Origin of the sequence: Erysipelatoclostridium sp. MSK.23.31, assembly GCF_019125875.1 — a bacterium.
GTDB lineage: Bacteria > Bacillota_I > Bacilli_A > Erysipelotrichales > Coprobacillaceae > Thomasclavelia > Thomasclavelia ramosa.
Genome location: NZ_JAHOCB010000061.1, coordinates 1 through 14018 on the forward strand (window position 1 = coordinate 1; position 14018 = coordinate 14018).

Here is a 14018-nt window from a genome sequence, read left to right on the forward strand (position 1 = left end):
AAGATAAAATAAATTTTTATTGTGGCCTTCAGGTCCAGTAAAAAATTATTTTTCGCTTATTGACAAATAACAAGATAACATTAACTGAATCTATTTCTTATAATTCATGATAAGAAATTTAATTAAATAGTTTTTTTTTACAAAGTAAAAAAAACACCTTGAGGGGGTTAAGGGGTATGGTTTGTAAGGAAAGGGGAAATGGGGAGTGATTGGCCAATATGTACAATTTCATCCCCTCTCCTTTCCTTCATAAGAAAAGAAAAAAAGCCGTGCCACACTTTCATCATAGTTTATCGGACAAATGACGAAAACACGCAATATATTATGTTTAATAATAAATAAGTGAAACTTATTTGTTATGATGAGTGAGGGTGGTCTAGGGTCCTCGAGCCTAGACCACCCTCACGAAAAACACTGATATAATGCGTGAAAAACGACAATTGAGCTATTAAAAAAAGTGTGCCACTGTGGCACGACTTTTTCAAAAATAATAATAAAAATAATTTTAATAATATAGATATAGAAAACGATATTTAAACTATATAATAAGTAGGTCAAATGACCTACCAATAAAATGAAAATAAGTGTATAAAAAATAATATATAGTTAATACTAAGAATGAAGTATAAAACAGATAATAGAATATAATTATAATCTTTTTAAAATATTGCTTCCAGAGCTTCGAGATAGGAAATTTGATACAGTTTTCCCGTTGTACTATAAAACAAAAAAACTGTTATCTTTTACTCTACTTCCGTCGCAACGGAGCTTAGGTTTCTTAGATCGCCATCAGTCGTGAATATTTCAATCCACATGTATGCAAACTTATTATAAATCCTACAGGTACTACTCTGCACTGCTGGCATTCGTACATTTATACTGCATTATTTAATAACATAGGTTTTTGTTCCGTTCTATCCAAACTTACCATACATTTTTCCTCTTAGAACTGCCCCCCTAAATTCTTTTTTTATTGTTGGTTTTCTATTTACATGAGATCCAACTTAGGGGCAAAACAAAGCATGACAACTTTAAATAACCCCGTGTACTTTTCTTACAATGGCTACACACACCTAGACATTTTGTTTTGCAGCTAAGTAGGTCATTTGACCTACTTAGCTGCTGGATCAACTATTCTGCAAAGTAATTTTCCTATGTAAACTATTCAATTGTTATTAAAATACAAAACAAAAAGAGCTGAAGAATTTCTTCTCCAGCCCAGATTAAATAGTAATCCTATCATTCTACTTCTTGTTTTCTACAAAAAATACTAAAAACTGCTTTAAATTACTTACGTAACAATTGACAATTTAAAATTACAATGATATTATAAATATAACATTTAAGGACTTTGTCTATGAACTGGTACTTCATATGACCTAGGTCAAATGTTATATTTATAAAACTAAGTGTTGATACTGGAGATAGAGATATCATCACTTAACGGATTATCTTGGGTTGGAAAATTGGAAAAGATAATTCTTTTATATTAAACAAATAAGTTGGTAAAGCTTATTTGTTTTGAGAAAGAGGTATGATTGGTACTCATACTTCTTTCTTTTTTTTCTTTTGTTATTATAGATTATAACAAATTAAATGTCACAATACAATGTGAATTTTAAAATTTTTTCGTATTTTAACAAATTCATACATTTTTATAATTTAGGAAAAATCAATATTATATATGTATACTTTTTATTATAATTTCTGTTTTTCCTAAAATAAAAAGAAGATAATATGCTTTTATATATATAATTTAATATCAAAAAAGAGCGCTGTTTGCGCTCTTTTATAAGATATGAAATTTATTTGATAGGTTCTTCCTCCTCCTCTAAATTTAGTGTTTTAGTATTATGTCTAAGTTCTCTTAGTCTTACTATTTCTGCTTTTAATTTTCTATTTTCATCTTCTATTCTATATAACACATCTGGGAAGTGTACCTGATTGGCCATATATGTAATCGTTTTAAAAAATTCAGAATTAATATTTATTCTATGTCCTGTAAATTTTATTGCTCTTTTCTTTGACACTGTTCTCAAATCTGTTAATTTCAAAATTGAATCATGATCTAAAAAATCAAATTCATCACTTTTCATTAGATAATAATTTCTATCATAGTTTTTATTATTTGTTACTGGATGATATGCATTACTATAACTTTCTTTATATGACATTATTGGTAAGACATACAAATAGCTACCATTTTTAGCAATTACAATACCCATATGACTAAAAGACATTTCAGGCATTATATTTAATCCAAAACGGAAGAGAAAAATTTCTCCAACTTTAAAATTATGATTATATAAAGGATCATCACTTTTAAAATTATATTTTTGATGATTGTACATTGAATATAACTGCTCATCTAAAAATTTTATAAGTCTGTTTCCATCTCTATTCCACTTATAATAATAATTAAATGATTTATAGAAAAAATCTTTAAGAGCTTTCTCTTTTTTTAAATCTGTTTTTAATTTTTCTATTATCTCATGATCTTGATCTGTTTTGTTATCCATATTTATTTTCTCTCCGTACATACAAAAATAGAGGAAGGAGCGACCTTCCTCAGTATACTCGGGCTCACCACCCTAATTTTATAAACCAACACTCGGGCTTACCACCCTATATAAGATAGTATAACTATCTGCATCATTATTATACCAAACTGCTTTAATTTGTCAAGATGGATAAAATCATATAAGCTACAGATTTTTATTCTTGTTAAAAGTCATATTTATCTGCATTTAAAAGAACATATATAATAGGTCAGAATTTTATAAAAAGGGAGCATTGCCCTGCTCCCTTTTTGATTACCGTAGCTTGAGTTCTACCTTGCCAAATACATTATATAATATGGCCAAAGAGGTATCAAGTATATCTAAGATTAAATATTTTTACTATAAAAATTAAATCATCTTAGTAATTGTTTACAATGTCCTGAATAGTTACAGATAAATTAGCTTCTATCTCGTTCTGAACCTTATCAAAATAACTTTGTACAGGTAAATACGATTTTAACTGCTTTGTATTTATATCTTCAGTATCATTAAATGTATTAATGTTTACTGCTGCTTCAGTTGTTTTAATTATATCTATTAATTTTATATCATACCACTCTTTTTTTAATGTATAACCGCCGTTTATTCCTCTGGTAGAATCAACTATCCCTGCTTCACGTAGCTTATCTAAAACGGCCTGTAAATACTTTCTTGGAATTCCCATTTCTTCAGAGATTTCTATTTTCGTTTTCCATTGGCCAGGTTTTCTTAAAAATACAACAACCCTTATTGCATAATCAGTTGTTTTATTTAATTTCAACATCATCACTTCCTTATAATAATCTGGATAAATCAATAATCTAATCATATCTCTTTTTATTTAAAATCTCTAATATCTATTGTAAAACTCTTTTTATCATTACCTTTTGTTATAGTTGCCTTTATATAATCGGTATCTTTAGGATAAGAAAAAGCTATTGTATATTCAGTTTCTAATATCATTCCACCTGTTTCTTCTTCCCTAGTATTGCCTTCTTTAATTTTAGATTTTATCTTATCGTTTTGATCATCCTGAATTAATATTTCAAATTTGTTATCCACACCTATCATATATAATTCAGTTAGATCTATTTCTGCTAAAGTACCAGATTTACTTGTACTTTTTACGTCAAATACTGTTTCATTAAATATCAAATCATTAATTTTAGTCATATTTTCTCTATCTTTTGAGAAAAATACAGTGTATATAGTACAAGCTACTACTACAAAAACAAAGATACTCGCAAAAATCAATATATTTTTATCTTTGTTTATCCCTAAATCTTTCATTAATAAAGCCTCCTGTAATTGTAAGTAACTTTTGTCCAATATGATGAATTGAATATATCATCTATTCTTACTACACTTCTAGAATTAGGAGCATGTACCATTTTTCCATTTCCTATATAGATACCAACATGGCTAACATAACGTGCATCTGTTTTAAAAGTGATGATATCTCCAGCCTGTAGCTGTTCTTTAGTTATTTTTTGTCCCATTGTCGATAAGACCTGTGCTGTTGTTCTTTCAAATTTTATACCATTCTCTTTACAAGCCCACCAGACCAAGCCGCTACAATCAAATTCATTTGGTCCAGATGCTCCCCAGACATATTTACACCCTTGTTTACTCAAAGCTGACTTTGCTATTGCTTTACCAATTTCACTGTTACCTTCGACCTCAACATTATCTGATGCATTACTGCTATCACCAAAATATCTTATATACATGACAATAGTGGTATTAGATAAATCGCTTAATTTTTTGAATTTTGCCTCTTTTTTTATTGCCGAGATATAATCATCATCATTGTTATTTTCATATCTTAAAGTAATCAATTTATCAAGTAATTCTGATAAATTAAGGCTTTCGAACGTATTATTTTTATCACTTGCTTTTTCTTCCAGTGTCAGTAGTAAAGGAATAAAAAAATGAGAATCATTATATTTTGTCTCTTTATCCTTAGTCTTATCGGATACATAATCTTTACACTTAATTCCTATTTCACTTTTTATAAATTCCTCATATAGATTTTTAACTTCGTTAGATACTTTATCTGTATCTCCTTCACCAAAAATAATTTCACCAATAAAACCAATTGGATCATTAACTATTGCTCCAGCAACCGTAACAGGTATCATAAATACAAGAGTAAAAACAACAGCCACTATAATTATTTTTTTAAGCATAGTTATTACCTTTTTGCTGTTCCTCTTTAACTGTCAATAGTGTATGCATAAAGAATGATTTATTACCACATATAAAATAGCTATCGCCCCTTACAAATGTTGATATTCTTTTAACATCTCGCTCATCCAAGCCTATCATTTCCTGCAGCTTGATCTGTGCATTTTGTTTAGAAAGCAGTTTACAAATTATATAAGTAGTCTGATTTAAAATAGACTGCTGTGTTTCATCACCAAAATCTAGCGGCTCTTGAGTCCCCAATAAACTTATATTATTATATTTTCTGCTTCTTCTAGTGAACTGATCTAATAAAGTAATAATATTGCTAGTTTTCATAGTCGTGTGTGCCTCATCATAAATAAAAGCACTATTAACTTTATCATCTAAACAATAATTAAACGCCTGAGAATAGATGATATAATGCAGCGCATTTCTAACATTTTCTGTCATAGTATAAAGCCTTTTAGTTCCTATACCGAGTACATTACCCTGCCTTAATTCTATGTCAACCGTTGTATGCCCATCAAATAAAAATCTATGTTCTGATAACATTGGTGTTATCTTTAAAAACAAATCCTCACATGCATCTGCAAATTTAATTTCATTCATACTCTCAAATAAATTTTTCACTTCAATTAGTGTATCTGCAAAATCACTAAGCGTTGGATAATCAGTATTTTTTAGATTATCAAATGTAGGATATTTTGCTTTAATTTGTACACCGTTTTTATCTACACTATCCAAAAATCCAAATTTTTCATACATTTTTTGAGCAACTGTACCTACAACTGCCAATGTATTATCTTCTATATTTTTGTTATATAGTATAAGCACATTTTTAAATGTATCTACTGCATTTATTATGGCCATCTCTGAATCCCACATTCTTTTTCTGAGTTCTTCGCTATTCAATTCATCATCTACAGAAACACGTATTAATTGAAAAAGATTGAACATATGCTCCTTATTACCAAATTCAAGATATGTACCACCTTTATTAAGTGTTTCCTTTTTATTTTTATTTTCAGGGTCAACCCACATAATGAAATTATTACGTCTTATAAAATACCTAAAAAGCAGATATAAATCTGTAGTTTTTCCAGAACCAGTATCTCCTAACAATATAATATTACCAGTTAATCTATTTTCAAAAACCGATTCTTTCTCCTGATCTATATAATACCACGGATTAAAAAGTATTCTTCCTTTCATATTTGCTTCATAGCCGTATAAAAAGCCATTCAAATCCTCATTTGTTGAAAAATAATATGGATATGTTAATGCAAACGAACTTGTTGATATAGGAAATCCAATATTATCTTCTAATGTATCCGAAATTAAATAATCATGATAAAAAATAGGATTAAAATATTTAAAAAGTGCTAATTGAAGTTTTTTAGGCGCTAATACCGTAAAACCTATTCTTCTTAATTCATCCGTAAATTTTTTCTTTATGTACTGCATTTCCTTGAACTCAAAATGAGACACAACCATCGCCAGAGATAGATCCAATGTTTTATCTTTATTACGAACCATCTCTGAAGCAAACTGATCCAATGAACTTATACTTGTTTGCAACTCTTTTTCCCTTGTTTTATCACTTCTGATTGTTGCACTTCTTAATTTATCTTTTAAATCTTTAGTTTCTTTTCTAATGCATTTTACTAAATCAAGTTCAGAGTCTTTAGTTATAAAAAAAGTTTTTATATTCTGATTTCTTCCTATATAATTAAGGATCCCCACATCAAAACTCTTAGGGAGAGCTTTTGCAATAATAACTGAGTAGTATTTACCATTTATTGTAAAATATTCTTCACTATTCGTTATTTCAAACAGTTTATATTTAATATCTAAATTATTTTTTTCTTCATTAATTATTTCTATATCTATATCCTGTATTTTCTCTTTTATCTGTTCTTTTGTTACCGACTCATCTAATAAAGTCCTTCCCTTGAAATAAGCCTTAGATAAAAAATTATCATTCAAATCAAAAAGCCATGTTAAATACTTATTGTAATCTAAATATGCACAATCAGTAACATAAAATGATCTAGATAACTCAGTAGTAAGCTGATTATATCTTCTTTGTAATATTCTTTCATCTTTGTGTTTTATAAAACAAAAGAATTCAATTTTTTTGTTATTTAATGAGAATTCCTCTAATTTTTCTATATCGTCTATAATAATTCTCTGTTGTACTTCTGAAGCATTTTCAAGTTCATTAACAAGTGAATCAGCCAGTTCTTCAAAAGTTGATGGTGAATATACCATTGCTTGATAAACTGGAAAATTAAATTGATTAAAAGCATAGCGTAATGCACTTATAACTTTTTCCGCATATGCATTTTGACAGGTCCAGATATCTATTGGAGATACTTTTATTCCCTTTACAATAGTTTTATCCTTCAGCAAAATACAATCATCATAAATTTCTTTAATATCTATTAAATCATCTATACTTTTAAATGCCTTTTTATAACTCTTAGTATAGTCCTTCTTTTTATTAAACATATCAAACCTCCACAAAAAATAAGGTAGGTCAAATGACCTACCTATTGAACTGCTAATATATAACTGCTACTATATTCGTAAATTTTGTTAAATACATATCGTATATCATCTTCAGATAAAATATCAAACTCGTATTCCTCCAAAGATTTTTTATATATTTTGGCCATGTACACATTTCCTTTTAATTCGTATTCACTATATACTTTGATTCCTTCAGGTAATTTTTTACCTAACACAAATGTTGTTTTTAAATTTTTACCATAACCATTATCATCTACAACAGTTATAATATTTCTATTCATTAAATCTTTATAATAAGCAATATTATATGTATCACCTATAAGTTTTCTAAAATCTATTTCTTCCTTACACACTTCTAAAATATTGTGTTTAAGTTTGTCCTCGTATATTTTAAATTCCATGACTCCACTCACTGTTTATTTCCTCTTTTCTTTACTAAATAACTATAGTACTTAGAAGATAAATGATATTTCACAGTAAGTAATATATATTCTAAATTGTTATGGTAATTGGCCATTGGTTGAACCAATCCTATAATTACAATAGGAACAACCAATACCAGCATTATAAATGAAACTATCGTAGGAACAAAAACAAACAATAATAATATTGCCCAGACTATTCCCCAAATGAAGGCAGAACTCATTATTAATATATCAATAGGTCTATATTTATTTATGATGAGCTGTGATGACTTATAATTTGATGGACAAGTTCCTTTAATATCCGTTATTCTCATACATTTACCCCACTTACAGCCAAATCTGGTACATATTTTTCTCGAACACTTGGTTTATATACCCTTGCACTATCTTTATATAAATGATTTTGAGATGGAGTATCTACAAAAGATACTCCGCCACGATTTATAAAAGATGTGCTATCAGATGAATTATATTTATTTTTACCAGAATTATCATAATCATTAGAGTTTACAGTATTGTTTTGTGGAGAGATTCCTGAATTATACGATTCTGTAACTCCAACTTTATTACTATCCATATAAGATGGTGTCGTAGGATTCTGATCTATTATACTGCCATTGTTCTGTTCCTGATCACGATATGCATTTTGCATTGTCTGTTGATTTAAACCACTATCTGCAAAATAACCATTACTGTTTTCTGTTTCAAACATAGTTGATGAATCTGGTGGTATGGATCCTGAAGGTGAACCCCCACCCCCGTTGCCACCGTCTGGAAATGGTGGTGTTACCATTGGCCCACCATCCATAGGACGACTGTTATTTAAATAATCCATAAAAGTTTTTGCGCTATTAGAAATTATTTTCATTGTAGCTTTTGTAGCTGCCATTGCCCCCATTCCCATCAGCATTGTACCTGCTCTGCCACCAGATGAAAGATTTGAAGCACCCATATATTTTGCAATTATTTCTCCTACTTTATATACTGTCATTAGTCCAACAGCAAAAATTACAACTCTTATAATACCGTTCAAAGAAGAAACCTGTGATAATGTCATAAGACCAAAAACTAAATTTGTAAATATTAATGTAGATGCAGTAGTAAGTGCATCCGATATTATATCTCTAACCCAGTCACCACAAGTTGACTCTTCCTCGACCATTGAAGATATTGGAATAAAACCTATACAAAATCTAAATATATTTAAAAACAGCCGCATAGCACAGTCTATAACTATATTGAGCTGTACACACATAACAACAAAAGCACCTATAATGCACAACAACAATTCTGAATAAGAGTAAAAATAAATATACTCACCACTTTCCTCATCGTTTAATTTATCATCTATTGTATCGATTCCAATAACTTCATCTGAAGATGACATGTCACTTAATTTAGATGTAATTGGAGTTTTAGCAGTTGAGCTAATAACCGCCGTTGAAGGAGACATTTTCTCATCATATGTCACGACATTATTATATATCTTAGTAATCTCTGAAGGTGCCTGAAGCGCAAAAAAGAAAGCAGTAAGAGATATACATATTACTAGAAAAATATTAGTTATTTTCTTAAGTATACTTCCGATATCTACTTCCTCATCTTCGTTAGCTGTCTTTCTTAAAAGTACGTATCCTACTCTAACAAATGTAGCAAATGATAAAAATGACAAGAAGAAAAGCCATGTATATGTTATCTCATTACTTCCTGCCAGATTCAAATTAACTACTGCATTTAGCATATCATACATCCAGTCACTTGCTGATAAAAAAAGTTTTGCTATAGCCCAAAATAAAGTCCTTATCGCATCTTCAATCATATAAACCCCTCCAGCTTATGAGATTGTAAACCATTTTAATATCGTACTTAACAGACCGAACAAAACAAATGCAATTACATGTTTTTTTATTGATTTATGAAACGGCATTTGTTCTTTTTCTTCCTCATCCTTGCCATTCCACGTAAAATATGAATAACCTGCTGAACATATTGCGAGTGGTATTGAAATTCCAATCATGACATTAGCAATTGGGTCAAGTAGGGCCTTTACATCAGTTGTAGCTTGACCTTGATTAAAAGATACCGCTGCTGAAACACTATTTAATTTTATTAATGTACATATCGTGAAAGTAGAAATTGCTACTTTAAATTTTCTTATCTTTTTCATTTTTTTAATCCTTTCTTAACTAAAAACTGCCTGATATCCTACATATATACCATTCTCTTGAATAGGCTGGGCTTTTCCAAGCCCCTTGTATCCTTTTGCAAGACAAGTGTTGATATACTGTTGACAGGCATTTAAACAGGCATCAAATGTGCCATATTTCTCAATTCTGAATGATTTTGTTTCAGGTACATAACTGGTATTACCTGCATCATATTTGGGTTTTTCTGTTTTTGAAGAATTTGTACTATTTTTACTGTCACTGCTGTTTGTTCTATTTTCAACAGTTGAATTATTGCTGTTATTATTGTCTGGTTGAGAATAATTATTATCAACTTTTCTGTCTACAACATTTACAGTTACTTCTCTAACAGATTTATTTTTCTTAGCATCATAAGCAATAATTTCTACCTTATATGAGCCGACTCTAGTAAGATCATAATTTCCATTAAAAAACAATTCTATAGAACTGCTATTAGTGTAATTATCTTTACAACTAATTTGATTTTTCAAATCAAAATAACTATTATTCAATTCTACTTCATATTGATCATTTGCTACAATCTCTGGCGCTGTTGTATCTTTTAATAAGATTTTTTTGGTATAAATTTTGCTTTTATATAAAAAATCAAATTTAATAGTTCCTAATTTAATTTTCTTCTTACTGCTATTTATTTTAACCGTTGAGTTATCAGGTAAAGTAAGTAAGCTATAATCATCATTAAACTTAAAATCTTCTTTTTTATATTTATTTACACCAATAAGAAGATCAGCAGGCTTAAAATCAGAGGAATATTCAATTTCTTCTTCATCTATGAATTTTACTTCATAATTTTTACTTCGTGTCTGACATCCCGATAAAAACAGTGTAAATAATATACATATGAATATTGTTAATTTCTTTTTTACTGACATACATTTACCTATTTTAATGAAAAAGGTAGGTCAAATGACCTACCTTCTAGACTTCTTTCCTTTTTCTTTTAAGTATGATATACCCTAATCCAAGTATAGAAGCCGCCGCTAATCCAGCATATAATCCTAATGACTGATTATCCCCTGTTTTTGTAATTGTTACAGGCAATAAAGTATTTAAATATTTAAAACTATGTACACTCCCTACACCTTCTAGATTATCGTTAATAACAATTTCTTTTACTTCAGTTGAAAGTTCGTATCCTAACGGTGCCTTTGTTTCTTTGATATAATAGATACCATACTTTAAATCTTTAAAAGTAGCTGTTCCATCTGTAGTATTACCACTTACCACATCCAGTACTTTAGTACATTCCTTATCACTGTAAAGAGTAAATTCAAAGTCTTTTGATAAGATGGGTTTTAATGTTTGACTGTCAACTTTATTAACCTGAATATCTGTCAATATAAGTTCATCTGTCATATTTAATGATACGTTTTTATCTTTTCCAGCAATAAATTTTTGTTCTTCAGCAATCTTGTATCCTTCAGGAGCATTAACCTCTCTTAGGATATACTCTTGGCCACTAATTAAATTTTGAGCCATATGAGCGGTTTCATTACCATTGATATCAATGTTTGAGTATGTTGTAATACCGTCTTTTATATAAATTAGACGATAATCTTTAGTGTCTTTATTTGGAATAACTGTATATTCTACAACACCATCATCTTCTATATCTATAAACATATTAGAAACTGTTTCACCTGCTTCTAACTGTGCTTTGATATCTTCAGGAATATCCAATAGATGCTGACCTGTAGTCCATTTATCTACAATTTGTTTTGTTTTTGTAGAAACGATTTCCATATCTGCATTTGCTAATAAATTGCCACTTTCATCTTTTTTAGTCACTTCAGTAATGGTATCTGTCATTTCTATTTTTTGAATTTTACCGTCTTTTACATTAAATTCAACATCTTGAGCTAATGTAAATCCTTGAGGAGCTAAATCTTCATGAAAATAATATTTACCATCTTTTAAACCATCAATTTGTACTGGTTCTGTTCCTGTAATAAAATCATAAATTAACTCTTTGTTTTCATTTAGAATCTGTACATATGCACCAGAAACATTATTTCCCGCCACATCAATTTTATTAAAAACAGTCTTAGTAAGCTCGTTATTAATATCCAAAGATGATTTGTATTCTAATGTAACAAAATCCTGTTGTGCAAACTGTACTGTTTTGACTTCTTTATCTAAAACAAAACCATCTGGGCAGGCAGTTTCTTCCACATTGTATGTCCCCATTGGCAATCCAGATAAAGCTAATTTACCATTTGTATCACATGTATAAATGCCATTTCCTAATTCATTTCCACTAATCAATTTAACAGTATCTTCATTTGAACCCTTACCGCTTCCTACAGTGATTGCATCTCCTTTAGAATATAATTTTTCTAAAGAAACACTGTCATAAACATCTTGACTTGCAGTAATCTTGAATTGTACTTTCGTTAAATCATAGTCAGCTTTATTTACCTCTACATTGGAATTTTCTAATGTCTTATTTATCTCTAATGTACCAGTAGGTCTAATATTATTTACTACAATTTTTTCTGTTGTCTGATCTTTATTAATTGTAACTTTAAATGTTTTTTGAATAGCAGCATGTCCATCAGGAATTTTGGTTTCTGTTAAAATATAATCACCGACTGGTAAGTTATCTGCTTTTATTTTACCATTTTTTACAACTAAATCTTTTTCAAAATCTAAAGTAGTATGTTTTAAATTAAATTCCGAACCGTTTAATAATTCTCCTGTATCATTGGTCTTAGTTAATTCAAGACTTCCAACATCAGCCCACTCAATTCCAAATATTAAATCAACAGGATCATAAGTGAAACTCCAAGAACCTATATCTTGAACACTTGTATTATCCGACTTTATAATAAGCGGCGCATATCTTGTTTTAGCTGATCCAGTTAATTTACCTGAACTATAATTATCACGAACATTTAGCTTTGCTTGTAAATAAAATATATCTCCGCCATTAATAACAGCACTATTGCTTGATACTGTATTTTTTGTTATATTATGCAGTTCAATTCCATTATCTAATGGTATTGTAATTGTATTATTAGCAGAAGAATTAAATTGAATATTTTCAGTTCTTTGATAATTATTCTCATAATACGCCTTTAAATTTAAATTTCTTGTGCCATTCAAATTAAATTCAGTCTTTGGTACAGGCATTGACTGAATTTGATCATATCTTGTCTTTAAACCAACACCATGTGCCTCCAAATCTTCCCAGCTCTTACCGCCATAAATATCCCCACTGTATGCGTAACTAGCCATAATATGCGTATAAAGATATTTAGTAGTATCATTTGTGACCTGATCGTCTCTGAATACATCACCTGGTCCGCCGAATCCATAGTATAATACTTTTAAAAGAGCTTCATTTTCATGAATTTCTGCTACCGCCGAATCATTATTTACTGGTTCATTTCGGGAAGAATTTAAACAATATGATAACTGTCCATTAATGTAATAATAGTTAGTAGACCAGTTTCCAAGCCAGCTTGGATATCTTATCGCCTCGCCTTTTTCAAGTTTTACCGTCTCAGCATTGATCTGAGATAATGAAGCTGTACTTATACTAAATATCATCGTTAATGCTAGTATAAGCTGTTTCCAGCATTTTTTTAATTTATTTAACCCTTTCATTTTTCTACCTCGCTTTAATATAAAATAAAAAAAGATATCATTTTGATATCTAAATAAATATTAATTTGTATCTATATCGCCTCCCTTCGTATTATTGCAATAACAACAGCACTAACTCCTGCTAATACGGCAAATAGTTTTAAATCAACTGCATCATCAGTTTTTACTGCAATTACAGGTGAATGTTTAGGTACAATACTGATATCATAATTCATGCCGTTTTTGCTTTCATTATTAAATGCAGGTACGGATATCAGTGTTGATACGATATTCTCATATTTATTAATATCTGTTGCCTGAAGCAGATAAACACCCTTTTCTAACTGATCAAATTTGACCGTTCCATAGTCATTGGTAGTTTTTCTAGTTCCGACTATATTTTTTGAAACAGTATCTTTTGAAATAGTGTGTGCTGCATTTTTCATATCTTCTGCTGTTTTTAAAGTATTTAAATTTACTCCAGTATCCTGCAGATCATTAATAAGCAAATACTGGCCATTGATTATATCAGCTATTTT

General features: G+C 29.4%; 11 protein-coding genes. All 11 read right to left on the reverse strand.

The features are described from left to right. Positions 1–1805: 1805 nt before the first annotated feature. Positions 1806–2519, reverse strand: coding sequence for a hypothetical protein (locus KSU54_RS17110; protein ID WP_217746700.1), 714 nt, complete (start codon positions 2517–2519; stop codon positions 1806–1808). 400 nt (positions 2520–2919) lie between these two features. Further along, positions 2920–3324: an RrF2 family transcriptional regulator gene (locus tag KSU54_RS17115; RefSeq protein WP_178739434.1), complete on the reverse strand. Its 405-nt coding sequence runs from the start codon at positions 3322–3324 to the stop codon at positions 2920–2922. A 53-nt stretch (positions 3325–3377) separates the two neighbouring features. Next, the gene (locus KSU54_RS17120; protein WP_217746701.1) at positions 3378–3830 is read right to left on the reverse strand and encodes a hypothetical protein; all 453 of its coding nucleotides are present in this window, start codon (positions 3828–3830) and stop codon (positions 3378–3380) included. Next, positions 3830–4729: a C40 family peptidase gene (locus tag KSU54_RS17125; protein ID WP_217746702.1), complete on the reverse strand. Its 900-nt coding sequence runs from the start codon at positions 4727–4729 to the stop codon at positions 3830–3832. The genes KSU54_RS17120 and KSU54_RS17125 overlap by 1 nt, the downstream gene beginning before the upstream one ends. Next, the gene (locus KSU54_RS17130) at positions 4722–7238 is read right to left on the reverse strand and encodes an ATP-binding protein (RefSeq protein WP_217746703.1); all 2517 of its coding nucleotides are present in this window, start codon (positions 7236–7238) and stop codon (positions 4722–4724) included. Before KSU54_RS17130 ends, KSU54_RS17125 begins: the two co-directional genes overlap by 8 nt. A gap of 41 nt (positions 7239–7279) precedes the next feature. Further along, positions 7280–7660: a hypothetical protein gene (locus KSU54_RS17135; RefSeq protein WP_217746704.1), complete on the reverse strand. Its 381-nt coding sequence runs from the start codon at positions 7658–7660 to the stop codon at positions 7280–7282. Positions 7661–7994: 334 nt separating this feature from the next. Then, positions 7995–9503: a hypothetical protein gene (locus KSU54_RS17140; protein WP_178739437.1), complete on the reverse strand. Its 1509-nt coding sequence runs from the start codon at positions 9501–9503 to the stop codon at positions 7995–7997. A 15-nt stretch (positions 9504–9518) separates the two neighbouring features. After that, positions 9519–9851 (reverse strand): hypothetical protein, encoded by a 333-nt coding sequence (locus KSU54_RS17145; protein ID WP_178739438.1) that lies wholly within the window; start codon positions 9849–9851, stop codon positions 9519–9521. 15 nt (positions 9852–9866) lie between these two features. Then, positions 9867–10763 carry a hypothetical protein gene (locus KSU54_RS17150; protein ID WP_217746705.1) on the reverse strand — a complete coding sequence of 299 codons (897 nt, stop codon included), beginning with the start codon at positions 10761–10763 and terminating at the stop codon, positions 9867–9869. Positions 10764–10809: 46 nt separating this feature from the next. After that, positions 10810–13500: a SpaA isopeptide-forming pilin-related protein gene (locus tag KSU54_RS17155; protein ID WP_217746706.1), complete on the reverse strand. Its 2691-nt coding sequence runs from the start codon at positions 13498–13500 to the stop codon at positions 10810–10812. Between the two features lie 71 nt (positions 13501–13571). Further along, positions 13572–14018 (reverse strand): hypothetical protein (locus tag KSU54_RS17160; protein ID WP_217749042.1); only part of this gene is annotated, 447 nt, incomplete at its 5' end.

Excerpts from the sequence above, each read along its gene's own strand:
- KSU54_RS17135 (WP_217746704.1), bottom strand. The coding sequence starts at position 7,660 with ATGGAATTTAAAATATACGAGGACAAACTTAAACACAATATTTTAGAA.
- KSU54_RS17120 (WP_217746701.1), bottom strand. The coding sequence starts at position 3,830 with ATGAAAGATTTAGGGATAAACAAAGATAAAAATATATTGATTTTTGCG.
- KSU54_RS17125 (WP_217746702.1), bottom strand. The coding sequence starts at position 4,729 with ATGCTTAAAAAAATAATTATAGTGGCTGTTGTTTTTACTCTTGTATTT.
- KSU54_RS17140 (WP_178739437.1), bottom strand. The coding sequence starts at position 9,503 with ATGATTGAAGATGCGATAAGGACTTTATTTTGGGCTATAGCAAAACTT.
- KSU54_RS17145 (WP_178739438.1), bottom strand. The coding sequence starts at position 9,851 with ATGAAAAAGATAAGAAAATTTAAAGTAGCAATTTCTACTTTCACGATA.
- KSU54_RS17155 (WP_217746706.1), bottom strand. The coding sequence starts at position 13,500 with ATGAAAGGGTTAAATAAATTAAAAAAATGCTGGAAACAGCTTATACTA.
- KSU54_RS17150 (WP_217746705.1), bottom strand. The coding sequence starts at position 10,763 with ATGTCAGTAAAAAAGAAATTAACAATATTCATATGTATATTATTTACA.
- KSU54_RS17115 (WP_178739434.1), bottom strand. The coding sequence starts at position 3,324 with ATGTTGAAATTAAATAAAACAACTGATTATGCAATAAGGGTTGTTGTA.
- KSU54_RS17130 (WP_217746703.1), bottom strand. The coding sequence starts at position 7,238 with ATGTTTAATAAAAAGAAGGACTATACTAAGAGTTATAAAAAGGCATTT.
- KSU54_RS17110 (WP_217746700.1), bottom strand. The coding sequence starts at position 2,519 with ATGGATAACAAAACAGATCAAGATCATGAGATAATAGAAAAATTAAAA.